The sequence below is a fragment of the Caballeronia udeis genome (genome assembly GCF_044909315.1).
In the GTDB taxonomy this organism is placed as follows: domain Bacteria; phylum Pseudomonadota; class Gammaproteobacteria; order Burkholderiales; family Burkholderiaceae; genus Caballeronia; species Caballeronia udeis_A.
Map to the genome: position 1 here is coordinate 65,083 of NZ_JBIYEB010000002.1, position 17,407 is coordinate 82,489.

At 63.0% G+C, this 17,407-nt stretch carries 9 protein-coding genes; all 9 read left to right on the plus strand.

Annotated features, from left to right (window positions below; genetic code table 11):
• The first annotated feature begins 431 nt into the window (after positions 1 to 431).
• The gene (locus ABH944_RS03140; protein ID WP_404604623.1) at positions 432 to 1,760 is read left to right on the plus strand and encodes a helix-turn-helix domain-containing protein; all 1,329 of its coding nucleotides are present in this window, start codon (positions 432 to 434) and stop codon (positions 1,758 to 1,760) included.
• Positions 1,761 to 2,118: 358 nt separating this feature from the next.
• Positions 2,119 to 3,096 carry an alpha/beta hydrolase gene (locus ABH944_RS03145; RefSeq protein WP_404604622.1) on the plus strand — a complete coding sequence of 326 codons (978 nt, stop codon included), beginning with the start codon at positions 2,119 to 2,121 and terminating at the stop codon, positions 3,094 to 3,096.
• Between the two features lie 960 nt (positions 3,097 to 4,056).
• Positions 4,057 to 4,512: a cellulose biosynthesis protein BcsD gene (bcsD, locus tag ABH944_RS03150; protein WP_062087248.1), complete on the plus strand. Its 456-nt coding sequence runs from the start codon at positions 4,057 to 4,059 to the stop codon at positions 4,510 to 4,512.
• A 186-nt stretch (positions 4,513 to 4,698) separates the two neighbouring features.
• Positions 4,699 to 5,643, plus strand: coding sequence for a cellulose biosynthesis protein BcsP (gene bcsP, locus ABH944_RS03155; protein ID WP_404604621.1), 945 nt, complete (start codon positions 4,699 to 4,701; stop codon positions 5,641 to 5,643).
• The gene (bcsQ, locus tag ABH944_RS03160) at positions 5,640 to 6,428 is read left to right on the plus strand and encodes a cellulose biosynthesis protein BcsQ (RefSeq protein WP_404604620.1); all 789 of its coding nucleotides are present in this window, start codon (positions 5,640 to 5,642) and stop codon (positions 6,426 to 6,428) included. The genes bcsP and bcsQ overlap by 4 nt, the downstream gene beginning before the upstream one ends.
• Complete coding sequence (gene bcsA, locus ABH944_RS03165) at positions 6,425 to 8,635, plus strand: UDP-forming cellulose synthase catalytic subunit (RefSeq protein WP_404604619.1); 2,211 nt, start codon at positions 6,425 to 6,427, stop codon at positions 8,633 to 8,635. Before bcsQ ends, bcsA begins: the two co-directional genes overlap by 4 nt.
• A gap of 1 nt (position 8,636) precedes the next feature.
• A complete protein-coding gene (bcsB, locus tag ABH944_RS03170) occupies positions 8,637 to 11,228 on the plus strand; it encodes a cellulose biosynthesis cyclic di-GMP-binding regulatory protein BcsB (RefSeq protein WP_404604618.1) in 2,592 nt (863 codons plus the stop codon).
• A gap of 61 nt (positions 11,229 to 11,289) precedes the next feature.
• Positions 11,290 to 12,438 (plus strand): cellulose synthase complex periplasmic endoglucanase BcsZ, encoded by a 1,149-nt coding sequence (gene bcsZ / locus ABH944_RS03175; RefSeq protein ID WP_404604726.1) that lies wholly within the window; start codon positions 11,290 to 11,292, stop codon positions 12,436 to 12,438.
• Positions 12,432 to 17,303 (plus strand): cellulose synthase subunit BcsC-related outer membrane protein, encoded by a 4,872-nt coding sequence (locus ABH944_RS03180; RefSeq protein ID WP_404604617.1) that lies wholly within the window; start codon positions 12,432 to 12,434, stop codon positions 17,301 to 17,303. Before bcsZ ends, ABH944_RS03180 begins: the two co-directional genes overlap by 7 nt.
• Positions 17,304 to 17,407: the final 104 nt, after the last annotated feature.

Here is a 17,407-nt window from a genome sequence, read left to right on the forward strand (position 1 = left end):
GGCTTACGTTGCGTCAGCCCGGCTCAACCGGCGCTGGCGCGCGTGATGATTCGCTTGAGAAAGCAAAGCGCATCGCAACAACGCCTGCCTTCGAGCCATGCCGGCGCGAGTAAAAGAACGCGGAAGGCCCCGCCGCGGCAATTCCCGCGAGCCGTTTTGTCAGGCGGGATGGCCGCTCAGTTTCGTAGGGTTCGGGTTAAGATGACCGCCACCTTGACGACACATTCGCACCAGCGCGTGACGAGGCAGCGAGCCGATATCTGCTGCGGCAACACCCCGCGGATCGACGGCAGAGGTTCACGTCATATTGACGCTGAACGCGGATAAACAGCATTCGGGCAGGGATCACCGCCCCGCTCACCGGTGGCCCTGGCCGAGCATTCATCGGTTGATTGACCCTAACGCATCAGACTACTGGTTGGGAACGTGTCATGACTGATCCCTTTCGCAATCACGGTATTCATAGCCAGGATCCCGATGAAATATCCACGTTCATCGGCCAGATCTATTCCGGCAACCAGTTTCTCCCGCACCGCGCGCTGAAGCAGGACATCAGCATCATCGGACAGACGTGGAACGGCATTGGCTTCTATGAATTCGACAGCCAGTTGCCATTCAGCTTCGTGACCGAGGAAATACGCTCGAGTTATCTCTTTCTTTCATGCACTAGCGGTAATGCCACTCGTTCGAGCCACAAGCGGACTACAGAGTGCGCTTCCGGCGACGTCGTGCCGACCTCTTCAATGGGCGTCGCCAAAAGCGTCTCAGGCAGTCAAGGCTTCAGTCATCTCTCCCTCGTAGTGGACGCGGATGAGCTCAATGGCTTCCTCGCGCAATGGGTCGGGAAACCGTTGAGCACGCCGGTTCAATTCGAGCTTCGCCCGCTGTCGCCTGAAGTAGCGTCGGAATGGAATGTCGCGGCATCCTGTCTTCGCCTCATGGCGTCGATGAACTCAACGCCCGATATCGCCGCGCACGCGCTGCTCGAGCACATGTTCAAGCTGCTCGCGACCCGCCACCCCAGCAACCACAGCGCGTTGTTGACAAGCGAGCGATATGCGCAGGAACGCACGGCACGCACGGCGATCGAACTGATCCGGCAAGATCCGATGCAGTGGAAGACGCTCAGTGCGATCGCGCACCGGCTCGCTTGCCCGACCAGCGAACTCGAAAACGGCATCCTGCGCCTCACGGGCAAGAAGTCGGCCGAACTTTTCTACGAAGCGCGACTGGATTGCGTCAAACGGACGCTGGGTACGGACGGCAATCATCGCTTCATCGCGACGCTGCGCAAGTACGGCTTCTCCTTGTCGGACCGGTTCGTGCGAGCGTACCGAAAGCGTTTTGGCGAGCTGCCGAGTACCACTTACCGCGGGAATCCCAATGCGATCGACGTCATTCAATCCGGTCATTCGATTCGCGACACGCTAAGCGAACGTACGATTGGCGAGTTCGTCGACGCGTCCCTCGGCAAAACGATCACCCTGGCAGATCTCGCGCAACTCGTCGAGATGAGCGAGCACGCCACGATCTCGGCATTCAAGGAGCAGTTCTCGTGCACGCCAATGCAGTATGTGATCGCGCGTCGTCTGGAGCGTGCCAAATCGCTGCTGCAAAACACGTCCGTCAGTATTCTGTCGATCGCTCTCGAATGCGGGTTCGGCAGTCAAAGCTATCTGACGACGCTTGTGAAGCGACACTATGGCGTAACACCTCGCCAGCTACGCTTGTCCGGTCGCACGCCAGGGCCGACGGCGTAACGAGGTGACGCTCGCTCGAACGGGCTCTATCGTTGCTGAGCCGCCGGGCGTCAATACAGTGGCCCGGTGATTCGAGCGCTGCGTATCCCTATATCCACCATCACGATTGAATCTGCGCTCCCCGCGAGCGACATCATGTTCATCCCGCCGAAAATCAGGAACAAGCCGCGACAGCAGGGCAGCGTTCCAGCGTAACGGATCGGATAAGACCGGCAAAAAAACCCGTGGATCTTTCAGTAAATTCCCTTGAGAAAAATACAACAACGGGGGCTCCTTCCCAACTACCGTACTGGCGAATGGAGCGACTGCGGCAACCGGAGTCGAGTTGCCTGGCATCGCAGACAACCGGGAGAATGTAATGTCGAATCACGGAAACTACATCGCTGAAAAGGCAAGCTTCGTATCGCACGGTGACGACGTGGCAGGTGTCATCTACCGCCCGAAGGGGGAAGGCCCGTTTCCCGCCGTAGTGATACTCGGCCCCTATTCGTTCCAGAAGGAACAGGCACCCACGCAGTACGCAACGCGGTTGGCCGATGAAGGATTCGTGGCGCTTGCCTTTGATCCGCGCACGGTCGGAGAAAGCGGCGGTACGCCCCGCCGGCTCGAAAATCCGAAAATGAAAAACGAGGATGTGGTCGCAGCGCTCGACTACATCCGCACCCGTGCCGATGTCGATCCGGCGCGCCTGTTTCTGCTGGGTATTTGCCAGGGCGGGCCGGAAATGCTGGACATCGCGTCGTATGACAATCGCGTCAAAGCGGTCGCCGCGGTGACTGGCTACTACCGCGATCGCGAGACCGATCTGTTCATGATCGCCGCAGGCGTATGCGAAAACCCGTTCGATCCGGCAACCGCGCCGACTCCCGACCAACTGGAAGCGCTATTGGCTGCAAGGCTCGAACGTGCACGAGACGCCAAGGCGCGCTATGAGGCCACTGGCGAAGTGGTCTACCGGCCATTGGTGTCACCCGATCTGGGGGACCCCGTCGCCGGATCGGACGCCGGCCTGCCTGGCCCGCTCGTGTGGAGCTGGTACGGGCCCTGGACGCTGAAGGGATGGGAGAATCGCTACGCGGTCATGAGCGATCTTGACCACTTCGATTACACAACCGTGCCCGGTGTGGCGAAGCTCCGGAAGCCTGCACTGGTGATCCACTCGGATACCTGCATGAACCCGGCCGCGGCGCGACGGCACTTCGAATCGATCCCCACATCCGACAAGAAGTTGATCTGGGAAAATGGGACCAACCACTTCCAGTATTACGAACAGCCCGACGTGGTTGATCGCACCGCCGGTCACGTTGCCGCCTGGTTTCGGGACCACGAGGCCTGATACGAGGCCTGATAATTGATGGAATTACATTGTTTGTGATGGAGTCCATAGCGTCTCAGGACCAGAGACGCCCGGAAGTCGAATGCTAACCGGCGACGCTACCAGTACATCGAGTAGCGTCGTTGCCAAAAGCAAAACGTCGAACGGTGTGTTGCTGCCGGCCGTTGCGCTCCACCGTTGCTCACCCAAACCGAACGGCCATGTCTGCCGGACCAACCAGAAAACGCCCCCACTTCAAGAAACGCGCAGACGGCCCGCTGAGCGATTGTTAAACACGTCCGGACACCCGATCGCCGCACTTTCATCTATTCGACAATCCGGCTTCCCGTTATACATGACCGCGCGCCATTCCCCGCAACCGGCCGCCTGGCAAAGCCAGCCACCTCGCCTGCCGATACCCGCCAGGAACACTCCTGCGAACGACGGCTGAAGAATCGCGTTATCCGTAATGGGTAATCCGTTATCCCTAATCCGTCAGGATTTGCCCCTGCACGACAGCGGCGGTTTCCCCATTCACGTTGGGCGGCAGACGGCGCAAATCCGCAGTCTCAGTCAAACGCGCTCAAGAATATGCGAAGTCGTTCGGGTAATCGCTAACTGCGACTCGCGCAGCTTGAATGCCGTGGCCGTCCTGACCCCAACTTTGCGACACAAGCGCGTGACGCAAGATTAAACTGACAAATGATTTAGGTGATTAAACGTTTGCGTCAATTGTCCGGATGCTGCATAAGCTGGACATAGCGAATTTTTTGCCCTCTGTTTGCGGCTTAAACCACACAACTATTTGCTAATGTGAGTTATGTGGCAAAAACAAATCGCCTTGAAGTAGACTCCCGGCTTACAAGGTAAGCCGCATCGTTATTACCGTCTTTCGCATGACGGCACAGTGTAATTACTACTGGTTACGTCGGCATTGTTATTTTTGCGTTCACTCAGCTGAAAGCTTTCCTCTCTGACAACATGGCCATGACCCTCGACTATCTGCTGGACCGGCAAATTTCCTCGCAATGGCGAGGCGTACTGGTTGCCCTGGCGGAAGAATTCGATACACAGATTGGCCGGGACGAACTGCGTCAGTTAATGCAACGGGTAGGACGCCGTTTTGCAGCCGCTCATCCGCTGCCGCCCTGCAGCACCACGCCCGAACTCGGCGCCGCGTTGAACGCGATCTGGAATGACGTCGACTGGGGATTTGTCGAGGTAGGCGACGAGCAGGACTATCTGCGCATCGTTCATTGCTGTCCGCCCTTGCTCGCGTTCGGCGCGAACGCGCTTCCGTGGAGTCCGGCGTTTCTGGAAGGCGCCTATCAGGAGTGGTTAAGCGCACTCGGCGCGCAGGGTCTGTCGGTGGTACAGGCGGGCGAGTTCGACGAAAGCGCTGCCATCGAATTCAGGCTGGGCCGCTATAGCAACTGAAGCAACTTAGGCGCCGCATTACCCCAAGCAGTACGGGTCCATCACAGGATCAGGCAGGCAACCAGGTAGTCAATCAGGCATTGCCCGCATCAGCGCTTACCAGGCTCACGAGCGCGCAAGACGTCACTGGCCAGTGATCGTCGAGGCAAGGCCCAAAGCACAACCGAGAGTACGAGGACGCAGCACATGAACCCTTCGCGCGATATTGAGAAGCTGTTCGACAAATTTGGCGGCGACGCCGGCAAGTACCAGGAAATCGGCCGCGAAAACGAAGCGATCCACGCTCGTACGCGCTGGCCATTGCTCGCGACCCTTGACCTCTCGCAGCCATCGATCCCGAATATCGCGCCTCGCCGCGATTCGCACCTGCCCCAGACGCACGATCGCTCCGGCGAGCATCGCAACACGCCGAACAGCCTGACGCAGCCATCGGGCGCGGCGCCGGTCAACCGCGGCAAACCGCCGCTTTTTGCACGCGCTCACAGGAAGACGGTTCCGCCCGTCGCCAACGTGACATTGCCGGCTGCGCCGGTTGGCGCGGAGCGCTTCTCGGCGCTGGTCGAAGCGGTTGAAGAAACATCGAACGCGGTGGAAACCGAGGCAGTGCCGCCAGCCGCCATGCAACCGCAGCAGCCGGCACGACTGCCGCAGCCGCTGTTTCGGCCGTTCCACACGCAACAGGAGCAGCTCCCGCAGCAGGCTCAACAAACGCAACCGCAACCGCAAGCCCAACCGCAACCGCGCACGCAGCCGCTCGCCACGCCGGCGCCTGCGAGCGCGCCGGCCCAACCGACGGGTTTCGCGGCGGCCCTGCAACGCTCGAACACTGCTGCGAAACCGCTGTCGCTGCCACGCGTGCCGGCACCTCAAGCGGCGCCGGCGCCTGCACCGGCGCCTGAACCAAAAAACCAGTCGATCCTCGGCAAGCTGTTCCGTCCGCAAGTGCAGGCTCAGGCTGCGCCGCAACCCGGCGCGCCGCCGGATTCGCTGCAGTGCATGTTCCAGCGTCTGCGTGAACCCGTGGCGCCAACGCCGGCGCCGGCAATGGCGCGGGCACCCCTCAACCCGCCGCCGAGCGCACCGGTCCCGGGCGCAGGTTCGTGGCTCGCCAAGCGCAACTCACCGACATGAAAGTCATCACCGTCGTCTCTGCCAAGGGCGGTGTCGGTAAAACCACGCTCGCGGCAAACCTGGCCTCGGTGCTCGCCGCACGCGGGCGGCGCGTCATCGCGCTCGACCTGGATCCACAGAACGCCCTGCGCCTGCATTTCGGCATTCCGCTCGACAGCATCGACGGACTGTCACGCGCCACCCTCGCCGGCGACCCGTGGCAAACCGTGATGTTCGATGGCGTCGACGGCGTCACTGTCCTGCCCTACGGCGCGGTGGTCGAAGACGATCGCCGCCGCTTCGAATCGCACATCGACCGCGACCCGCAGTGGCTCGTGCAATCGCTGGACACGCTGGGACTCGATGCCGCGGATATCGTGATAGTCGATACCCCGCCGGGTTCCTCGGTCTATACCCGCACGGCGCTGTGCGCGTCGAATTTCGCGTTGAACGTCGTACTGGCCGACGCCGCTTCATACGCCGCCATCCCGCAGATGGAACGCATGATCGAGGCCTACGCCGCCCCGCGGGCGAACTTCGTGGGCACGGGCTATGTGGTCAATCAGGTAGACCAGTCGCGGCAGTTGACGAAGGACGTGCTCAAGGTGCTGCGCAACCTGCTCGGCGAGAAGCTGTTCCCGGGTGTCATCCACCTGGACGAAGGCGTGAGCGAATCGCTCGCGTGCGACACCACGCTGATCCATTACGACCCGTTGAGCCAGGCCGCCGCCGATCTGCGCACATGCGGCGAATGGCTCACCAGCCAGGTCGATTCCAAGCAGCTCTCGCCGAGGAGCGTCGCATGAGCAAGCCACGCGCACGAGCATTGTCCGAGGCCGACGAAATTGCGTCGCGGATGGAAAATTTCGTCGATTCGAGAATCTGGAACAGCCGGATCTTCACGACGCTCCTCACGCTCTTCGCCCTCTCGACAATGTATTTCGTCTGGACGGTGCCGCTCGAGTTCACCCAGCAACTGATATTCGCGTGCTGCTGTTTCGCTTTCGCACTCGCGTTCCGGCGCCTGCGCGGCCAGTACGCGACGCTGGTGATGATCATGCTGTCTGTGGCGGTCACTGGCCGCTACATGTACTGGCGGCTGACCGAGACAACCGTCTGGGACCGTCCACTCGACGCCGCCTGGGGTTTGCTGCTGGTCTCGGCCGAGGTCTACTCGGCCATCGTGCTGATGCTCGGTTATTTCCAGACCGCCTGGCCGCTGCAGAGAAAGCCGCTGCCCCTGCCGGAAAACCGCGATGAATGGCCGACCGTCGACGTCTTCATCCCGACTTACAACGAGCCGCTCGGCGTGGTCAAGCCGACCATTTACGCGGCGCTTGCCATCGACTATCCGGCGGACAAGATCTCGATCCATGTACTCGATGACGGCCGCCGTCCCGAGTTCAAGGCGTTCTGCGAAGAGGTCGGCGTCACGTGGACCATCCGCACGCACAACCGGCATGCGAAGGCCGGCAATATCAACGAAGCGTTGAAGATCACGAAGGGCGAGTTCCTCGCGATCTTCGATTGCGATCACATTCCCACACGCTCGTTCCTGCAGATCGGCCTTGGCTGGTTCCTGCGCGACAAGAAGCTGTCGATGCTGCAAACGCCGCACCACTTCTTCTCGCCCGATCCGTTCGAACGCAACCTCGGCACCTTCCGCAAGGTGCCCAACGAAGGCGAGCTGTTCTACGGGCTGGTACAGGACGGCAACGACCTCTGGAACGCCACTTTCTTCTGCGGCTCGTGCGCGCTGCTGCGCCGTACGATGGTGGAAGAGATTGGCGGTATCGCGGTGGAGACGGTGACGGAAGACGCGCATACCGCGCTCAAGCTGCACCGGCTTGGATACACCACCGCGTATCTCGCGATCCCGCAGGCAGCGGGCCTGGCCACCGAGAGCCTGTCCGGCCACATCGGCCAGCGGATTCGCTGGGCGCGCGGCATGACGCAGATTTTCCGGATCGACAACCCACTCACCGGCCGAGGCCTGAAGATCGGTCAGCGGCTTTGTTACCTGAACGGGATGATGCACTTCTTCTACGGCATCCCGCGCCTCGTGTTCCTCACCGCGCCGCTGTCGTACCTGTTTTTTGGCGCGCACGTGATCCACGCGGCGGCCGGCACGATCGCCATCTTTGCACTGCCGCACATGATGCATGCGAGCATCACGAACTCGCGCATGCAGCGCTCGTTCCGGCATTCGTTCTGGGCCGAAGTGTATGAGTCCGTGCTGGCGTCGTACATCACTGCGCCTACCCTGCTCGCGCTGATTAACCCGAAGCTCGGCAAGTTCAACGTGACGGCGAAGGGCGGGCAGATTGCGAAGGATTACTTCGACTACGCCATCTCGCGACCGTACCTGATCCTGCTGGTGCTCAACCTGCTCGGATTTATCGCGGGGCTCGTGAATATCTACCTGCATTGGGATGTCAGCAGCGAAGTGAACACCGTCTTGCTGAACCTCGCGTGGACCACCTACAACATGCTGATCCTGGGTGCGAGCGTGGCGGCCGCAAGCGAACGCCGGCAAGTGCGCACGACGCACCGCGTGGAAATGAAGATGCCCGTGATGCTCAAGTTCTCGACCGGCCGCACCCTCGCCTGCGAGACCATGGACTACTCGGAAGGCGGTGTGGGCGTGAAGCTGCCCGGCGACCTGGAAGTGCCGCTGCACGAAAAGGTCACCGTCTCGCTATTTCGCGGTGACGAGGAATATGCGTTTCCGGCGACCGTCGGCTTTACCGCTGCCGGGCGCGTCGGGCTGCGCTTTTCCGCCCTCACGCGCGAGCAGGAATTCGAGTTCGTCAAGACCACCTTCGCCCGTGCCGACGCCTGGACCCAATGGTCGGAAGGCCGTACCCCGGACGCGCCGTTGCGCGGCTTGCGGCATGTGCTGGTGGTGGGCATGGGCGGTATCGGCGCGTTGTTCGAGCATCTTTTCACTGACGCGAAGAACTGGCTGACAACCCGTTCACCCAACGTTAAAAAACTGAAGACCAAAGACTGACATGGGTAAGGGAATTTCGATGCTGCGCCCGGGTAATGAACAAGGCGAACCGGACACGACGGCTTTTATCCCGTTCAGCTCCCGCCCCGTTCCCCGTGCCCTGATGCGCAGCCTCGCTTGCTGGCTTGCGTTGCAAACAGCACTGGCGGTGCCGCTGGCGTCGCTGGCAAGCGCCGCGGCGGTCAGCGCCTCGACTAGTGCGACCGGTACGACCAATACGGCCGGCGCGTCCGCGAACCGGGTCGCCACCGGCGTGGGAGCCGTGCCGCCCCCCGGTCCCGCCATGCCGTTCAACCGCGCAACCATCGAGCAACCGCAGCTCGCCGTGCCCGTGCCGGCGTTCGCGCAGACGGCCTCAAGCCCGTTGGGAACGTCGACCGGGCCGGCCGCGCACACACTCACCCCCAAGACGCCGACCACGGCCGAGCCGGGCACGCTGGTGCCGGGCGGCCGCCGCCAGACGCTCACGTTCTCCGACCTCGGCGCGCTCGATCCGCTGCAACTGCGTGGCACGGACGGCCAGAACGGCGTGCCGTTCTCGGTACGCAACGACGAAGTCGTGACCAGCGCGGTGCTGCACCTGATCTACAGTTACTCGCCTTCGCTGCTGCCGTCGATCTCGCAACTCAAGGTGCTGGTCAACGGCGAAGTCGCCGCCACGCTGCCGGTGCCGCGCGAGCAGGCCGGCATCCTGGTCGCGCGCGACATCTCCATCGACCCGCGCTTCATCACGGAATTCAATCACCTGAACGTGCAGTTGATCGGCCACTACACGCAGCAATGCGAGGATCCGTCGAACTCCACGCTCTGGGCGACCGTCAGCAACGCGAGCTCGCTCGACCTCACGTATGCATCGCTTGACAGCAAGCCGGACCTGGCTGCGTTGCCCGCACCTTTCTTCGATCGCCGCGACGTTCGCCGCCTCGAGCTGCCGTTCGTGTTCGCGGACAAACCAAGCGCCGCGACGCTCGAAGCAGCGGGCACGGTGGCGTCGTGGTTCGGATCGCTTAGCGGGTATCGCGGCGCCCTGTTTCCAGCGCAAATCGACAACGTGCCGCTGTCCGGCAACGCCGTGGTGTTCGCCACCAGCGACCAGCATCCGGCCGGCGTGAAAATCCCAGAGATATCCGGCCCGACGATCGCCGTGGTGGATCGCACGGATGATCACGACACCCCGCTGCGCGGCCGCTTGCTGCTCGTGATGGGCCGCAACGACGCGGAACTGAAGATCGCCGCGAAGGCGCTCGGCATTGGCCAGAAGACCTTGTCCGGCGCGGCCGCGACGATCACGCAACTGAACGACTTCGCTCCGCGCAAACCGTACGACGCACCGAACTGGCTGCCGACCGACCGGCCGGTGCGTTTCGGTGAACTGGCGGAAGCGCGCGACCTGTCGGTAACGGGTTATAACGCCGACGCCGTGCGTGTGAACATGCGCGTGCCACCCGACCTCTTCATGTGGCAAACGAAGGGCGTGCCGATCGATCTGGGTTATCGCTATACGGTGCGTCCCGCGCTCGACCGGTCCACGCTGAACATCAACGTGAACGACGGTTTCGTGCAGTCGCTGCGGATTCCCGCTGTCGCCACGTCCACCTTCGATCTCGGCCGCTACTTCAATCAGGTCCTGCCCGACAAGACGGCCGCCGCGCGCCATGAGATCTACGTGCCGCCGCTGCTGCTCACGCCGCGCTCGCAGCTGCGCCTGCACTTCTACTACGACTACCCGAAGACCGGCGAATGCCAGGGCCGCGTGCTGGATAACGTGGTGGGTGCCATCGACCCGAACTCGACCATCGACTTGTCTGGCTTCCCGCACTACATGGCGCTGCCCGACCTTGCAGCCTTTGCGAATGGCGGTTTCCCGTTCACGCGCATGGCCGACCTCTCCGAGACAGCGGTCATCATGCCGAACGACGCCAACTCCGCCGACTTCAGCCTGTACCTGCTGGAGATGGGACGCATGGGGGCATCGACGGGATATCCGGTGACCGGCGTGACCGTCGCCCAGGCCGACCAGATCGACAATCTCGCCGATAAAGACCTGCTGATCCTGGGCTCGCCCGGCCGCCAGCCTCTGTTGCAACGCTGGGCGAAACAGATGCCCTTTTCGGGCGACGGCGAGTCGCGCAACTTCGAACTCTCCGACGTGGCGTTCAAGGTGGTCGACTGGTGGCACGGCGCGCACGGCGTGGAGCGCCTGCCGGCGCGAGCCGACCTGTCGCTCGTCAGCTCCAACGGCGACGCACTCATCACCGGCTTCGAGTCGCCGCTGAAAAGCAATCGCAGCGCGGTGGCGCTGATCAGCGCGGCGGGACAGTCCGACGCCGACCTGTCCGCAGCCCTGCTCGACAACGACGTGCTGCCCGAGATCCAGGGCGCCATGGCCGTGATTCACGGACGCGACGTGACGGTGACATCGAATGGCCAGGCGTATTACGTCGGCTATCTGTCACCGTTCGAATACATGCGCTGGGCGTTGTCGTCGCACCCGCTCTTGCTGGTGCTGGGCGGCTTGCTCGCGGCCGTGATTATCGCGGCGCTGTTCTACCGTACGCTGCGCGCCATCGCTGCGCGCCGTTTGAGGGATTGATATGCAGGCTGGTTTCAGACGTGGATCGAAGACTGCAATTCTTGCGCTGGCGCTGACCGGCATGGGGACCACGTTCAGCGCTCATGCGTCCTCAGCGGCCGCGGCGGCCGCGCAATGCACCGACTGGACCGCTTACCGGACTTTCACCGCGCGTTTTGTGCAGGCTGACGGCCGCGTGATCGATTACTCCACGCCGACGCAGCAGACAACCTCCGAAGGCCAGTCCTACGCGATGTTCTTCGCGCTGGTCGCCAACGACCGCGCGACCTTTGACCGGCTGCTCGGCTGGACCCGCACGAACCTCGCGGCGAACCAGTTCGAGCCGGGCAACGTCCGGTTGCCTTCATGGCAATGGGGCAGGAAAGCGGACGGCTCGTTCGGCGTGCTCGATCCCAATTCCGCCTCCGACTCCGATCTGTGGATCGCCTACGACCTGCTGCAAGCCGGCCGCCTGTGGAACGAGAAAACCTACACGCAACTGGGCATGGCGCTGGCCGCTCAGATCGTGCGCCAGGAAGTGACGAATCTCGCGGGCCTGGGGCCCATGCTATTGCCCGGACCGCAGGGCTTCAAGACCGGTGACGTAACGCGCCTGAATCCGAGCTACTCGCCGCTGCCGGTGTTACGCGGCCTTGCTCGCGAGATGCCGGACGGCCCGTGGAACCAGCTTGCCGAGAACAGCTACAAGCTCGTGACAACTACCGCGCCGCACGGTTTTTCGCCGGACTGGGCAGCGTACAAGTCGGGGCAGTTCGTCATGGATCCGCAGACTGCCGACACCGGCAGCTACGACGCCATTCGCGTGTATCTGTGGGCCGGGCTGACATCCAGCGCCGATCCGCTTGGCCAACCTTGGCTTGCGGCGCTCGGCGGCATGCGCCAGGCCGTCGCGCAAAACGGTTATCCGCCGGAACGCGTGAAGGTGTCGACCGGCGTCACGAGCGGCGAAGGCCCGCTCAGTTACTGGGCCGCGCTTGCACCGTACTTCAAGGCGCTCGGCGATGACCGTGGCCTGGGCCTTGCCCGCACGCATCTCGCTGTGCTCGACGCGCCTGCGGCAAGCTCTTCGGGCGCCGCGCCAGCAAGTTCCAACCGTGAACCGGTTTATTACGACCGGGTGCTGGGCTTGTTCGGCGCCGGATTTATAGAAGGCCGGTACCGTTTCGACGAAGCCGGCCGACTCGTGCCGAGCTGGAGAAGCGCATGTTGAAACGGCCCCTGTTCCCCCTGAAACCGCACGCCGGCGCGCGGGCGATTGCGCTGAGCCTCGCGGCGGGCTGTGTCGCCAACGTGCCATTGACCGCGTTCGCGCAAGCCGCCGGCAGCGCGGCCACCGCGGCGGCTGCCACAGGCACCGGCGCCAATTCGCCGATGACCGTGCTGATCGATCAGGGCCGCTATTGGCAGACGCATCGCCGGGGTGACCTGGCCGAGCAGGCGTGGCAAAAAGTGCTGCGCATTGATCCGAAGCAGCCCGACGCGCTCTATGGCATGGGCATGATCCTCGCGGACCGCAAGGACGGCAGCGGGGCGCAGCAGTATCTGCAGCGGCTGCGGGAAGCTGCGCCGCAGTATCCGGATATCGATGAACTCGGCCGGCGGCTGGGCGAAACCAGTCCGCGCGACCAGACCGTGAACGACGCCCGGCGGCTCGCGCAAAGCGGGCAGAACGCGTCGGCGGTGCAGGAATATCAACGTGCGATCGACGGCAAGCCCGCCACGCCCGAACTCACGCTCGAGTATTACCAGGCGCTCGCCGCCACGCCGCAAGGCTGGGATCAGGCGCGTCAGGGCCTGACGCAGCTCGCGCGCCAGAACCCCAACGACCCGCGCTACGCGCTCGCGCTCGCGCAGCACCTGACTTACCGCGACACCACCCGCCGCGACGGCATCGCGCGTCTTGCGCAGTTGAGCACTGACAGCACGGTCGGTGAGCAGGCGAAGAAGAGCTGGCGCCAGGCACTCCTGTGGCTCGGCGCACGTGCGTCCGACGCCCCGCTCTATCAGGCTTATTTGCAGGCATCGCCGGATGATCCCGCGGTCAAGGCGCGTTTCGATTCGATGGTGCAGCAGGACAAACAGGCTCGCGACCGCGCGCAAGAGAATGCGGCTGTCGATGCCCGCGGCCGCGCGGTAGCTGATGGCTTCGCGGCGCTGGATCGTGGCGATATCGTCACGGCGCGCGCCCGTTTTTCGGCGGTGCTGGCGAACAGCCCGAACGACGGCGATGCACTCGGCGGCATGGGTATCGCCGCGTTGAAGCAGGAAAAATTCGACGAAGCGCGCACCTATCTGGAGCGGGCATCGCGTAACGGCAATCCGGCCCGCTGGAAGGATGCGCTCACCAGCGCGACCTACTGGAGTTATACGAGCGCGGGTATTGGCGCGCGCAGCAATGGCGAGATCGCGAAAGCGAAGTCGATGTTCGAGCGCGCGATCGCGCTGAATCCGTCCGACACCACCGCGCAAACCATGCTTGGGGAAACGTTGCTCAACAGCGGTGACCCGCGCGGCGCGGAGCAGGCGTACCGGATGGCGCTGCGCCGGCAGGCCGACAACCCCGACGCGATCCGCGGACTGGTCGGAGCACTGGCCGCGCAAGGCCGCGGCGACGAAGCGCTCAGCTTCGCGAACCAGTTGAACGCTGAGCAGCAAGCGAAGGCCGGCGGCATCAACAAGCTGCGCGGCGAAGCGCAGGCGGCGCAGGCGCGCGCGGCCGAAGCGCGCGGCGACCTGGGCACCGCGCGCAGCCTCTTCGAAGATGCGCTGCTGAACAATCCCGACGATGTCTGGATGCGCCTCGACCTCGCCCGCATTTATGTGCGTCAGGGTGCGGTCGGCAATGCACGCAGCATGATGGACGGCTTGCTCGCCACGCACCCTGACATGACCGATGCACTTTATGCAAGCGCACTGCTCTCGGCCGAGACCCAGGACTGGGCGACGGGGTTATCGCAATTGGAACGCATTCCGGTCAACCAGCGCACCACCGCCATGACCGTGCTGCAACACCGCTTGTGGGTTCACACCCAGGCAGAGCTCGCGAACCGGATGTCGCGCGCCGGGCAGACGCAACAAGCCGAAGCGGTCTTGCAGGCCGCTACGCCGACTGCCCAGGGCAGCCCGGAACTGATCGGCGTGCTGGCTTCGTCTTATCTGCAGGCGGGCGACACCATGCGCGCATTGTCGCTGGTGCGCGGCGCAATGGCCGCCGCCCCCGACGACACCGGCTTGCTGCTGCAGTACGCAAGTATCCTGACTGCCGTTCCCGTTGCCGCGGGACAAACCAATCCCCAGCAGGAAGCCGAGCTGAGTTCGGTCATGCGGCGGCTGGCCGCTTCGCAGCTCACGCCGCAGCAACGCATCGACTTCAATAACTTGAACATCGGCATTGTGGTGAAACAGGCCGATACCGTGCGCCGGCGCGGGGACCTGGCCAGCGCCTACGACGTGATCGCGCCCTGGCTTGCCGCCATGCCCGACAACCCCGATCTGCAAGGCGCGCTGGCCCGTTTGTACACCTCCGCCGGCGATGACCGCAGCGCGCTCGCGAGTTATCGCGCGGCGCTGGCGCGACGGCCTGACGACATCGACTTGCAGGTTGCAGCGATTGGCGCGGCGTCCGGCGCGAAGGAATTTTCGTTTGCCGAAGCAACGGCGAACCAGGCGCTGCGGGCAGCACCTGAGGACCCCCGTGTGCTCGCCGCGACCGGCCGGATGTACCACGCCGAGGGCAAACTCTCGCTGGCATCGCGTTATTTGCAGCAGGCGTTGATCGCAGCGAATACGCCCGTACGTCAAACGGCGCCCGGCACCAGCCAGGGTGCGCAACCCAATGTCCCGCGTGGCTGGGAATCCGCGATGCAGCGCATTGGGTCGATGCCGCTTCCCGGCACCAACCCGTTTGAAGGCAAGACCGCCGTGGATACGTCGGCGGGCGCATCGGGTGCGCCAACCGGTCCGTTGAGCGGACTGTTCTCGCGCTCGACCACGCCGATGCCCGGACTGCCCCCTTATCCCCAGTCTTCTTCACCGACGCAGAACGTGCCGAACTATTTGCCTCCGCCTCAACCCGCACCGTATTCGACACCGTATGTTGCACCCTATTCGACGCCGGGCAATGTCGCTCGCCCGGTAGCGACAGACGGTGGATATGGTCCCGATACCTACGGTTCAAGTCAGTCTGGCAGTCCGGACGCGGCACCGCTGCAGCCTTATCCGGGGCAAGCACCCGCTCAGGATGCAGGGCAGTATCAAGGTCAATACCAGCCTCAGGGGCAGGCTCAATATCAGCCGCAGGCCAATCAGCAACCGTATCAGCAGCAATATCAGCAGCCGTACCAGCAGCAGCAACCCTATCCGGCTCAACCTCAATATCAGCAGGCTCAGCAGCCGTATAACCCGGCGGTCAGCTCGCCCTGGCCGATGTCGCCCGCTGCGCGCGAGGCGCAGGCGAACGCTCAGCAACCGCAATCCCGCACATATTCCAGCGCGCCGGCTGCAAAGTCGAAACATACGTCAACACGCAAGCAGGCCACGGCGCGTAATTCCCGCCAGGCCGATCAAACCGACTACACGCAGCAGCCCTACCCACAGCAACAACAGCAGTACGCGCAACAGGGTTATGGGTATCCGCAGCAGCAGCAACCGTACGTGAACCAAGGCTACGGGCAGCCCTACATTCCGCAACCGCCCGCCGGTTACGGACAAGCCTACGCGCCGGCTCAACCGGCACAGGCCTACTCCGGCATGGCGGGCAACAATCCGACGACCGTGGCAAACGCACAAACGCTGGGCGTCGCCGATGAACTCGCGCAAATCAACCGCGCCCAGTCGAGCACGGTGTCTGGCGGGATCATCTTTCGCCAACGCACAGGCGAAGACGGGCTGTCGAACCTGACAGATATCGAGGCGCCGGTTCAGGGCCGCATCGCCGCGGGGAACGGGCATATTGTCGTGACGGCGACGCCGGTCACGCTGGATGCGGGTACGGCCGGGAACGACGCGAACACGCTGGCGCGCTTTGGGGCGAGCATCGTCGGTGGCCTCACGGGGCAAAATCTTTCCGGCGACCAGACTGCGAGTGGCGTCGGGTTATCGGTGGGATATGAAACCGACAGCATCAAGGCCGACGTCGGCAGAACGCCGTTTGGTTTCCGTGAGGCTAACTGGGTTGGTGGCGCTCAATACACCGGTGGCATAACCGATAAGGTTTCGTACTCACTCGCCGTTGCGCGCCGCGCAGTCACGGACAGCTTGCTGTCCTATGCGGGCACGCAGGATTCGAGCATCAGCACGTATGCCCAAAACAACGCCGCCGCCTTGAAAGCGCTCGTTGGCGATGCAAACTACCAAACCCTGGTGAACGAGGGAAAGCTGACTTGGGGTGGCGTCACGTCCAACGGAGGCCGTGCGACGCTCGGCTGGGACGACGGCATGAGCGGCGCGTACGTAAACGCATCGTACGAATACTTCGATGGGCAAAACGTGGCGAGCAATACAGCAGCCAAGGGCGGCGGCGGGGTCTACACCCGCTTGTTCACGGACGCAAACCAGACGCTCACCGTTGGCGTGAACACGACCCTGATGCACTACAACAAGAACCTGTCGTACTTCACGTATGGTCAGGGCGGGTATTTCAGCCCGCAACAATATGTGATTTTGAACATCCCGGTCGAGTACAAGGGCCGTAACGGTGCCTTCACGTACGACGTGAAGGGGTCGCTCGGTGTTCAGCATTACCGTCAGGATGCGTCGAATTATTTCCCGAACGGCGATGCTCTTAGCAGTAGTCTCCAGTCAGTGGTTTCGGCTCAGACGGCGTCACCGTACACCACGAGCGGCGTGTATGCCGCCACCAGCAAGACGGGTGTCGCGTACTCGTTCAACGCAAGCGCCGAATACCAACTCGCACCGCAACTCTTCGTAGGCGGATCGGCGTCCCTCGGCAACGCTTACCAGTATCGGGAATACATGGCCGCTGTTTATGTGCGGTACAGCTTCACGAAGCAATTGGGCGCTGTGACATATCCACCGACCACGTTGACGTCGCCGTATCTGCCGGTCACGAATTGACGAGTGTGATCGAAGAGGGGACTCGGGCGCAGATCGTCCGAGTCCCCTTCATTGCCGCGGCAAGTTAATCGCCAAATGACTGAGATAACGGGGCATTCGACATC

Bases quoted from the DNA above. Each gene is read 5' to 3' on its own strand.
- bcsA (WP_404604619.1), top strand. From the start codon at position 6,425: ATGAGCAAGCCACGCGCACGAGCATTGTCCGAGGCCGACGAAATTGCG.
- bcsP (WP_404604621.1), top strand. From the start codon at position 4,699: ATGAACCCTTCGCGCGATATTGAGAAGCTGTTCGACAAATTTGGCGGC.
- ABH944_RS03145 (WP_404604622.1), top strand. From the start codon at position 2,119: ATGTCGAATCACGGAAACTACATCGCTGAAAAGGCAAGCTTCGTATCG.
- ABH944_RS03140 (WP_404604623.1), top strand. From the start codon at position 432: ATGACTGATCCCTTTCGCAATCACGGTATTCATAGCCAGGATCCCGAT.
- bcsQ (WP_404604620.1), top strand. From the start codon at position 5,640: ATGAAAGTCATCACCGTCGTCTCTGCCAAGGGCGGTGTCGGTAAAACC.
- bcsZ (WP_404604726.1), top strand. From the start codon at position 11,290: ATGGGGACCACGTTCAGCGCTCATGCGTCCTCAGCGGCCGCGGCGGCC.
- bcsD (WP_062087248.1), top strand. From the start codon at position 4,057: ATGGCCATGACCCTCGACTATCTGCTGGACCGGCAAATTTCCTCGCAA.
- bcsB (WP_404604618.1), top strand. From the start codon at position 8,637: ATGGGTAAGGGAATTTCGATGCTGCGCCCGGGTAATGAACAAGGCGAA.
- ABH944_RS03180 (WP_404604617.1), top strand. From the start codon at position 12,432: ATGTTGAAACGGCCCCTGTTCCCCCTGAAACCGCACGCCGGCGCGCGG.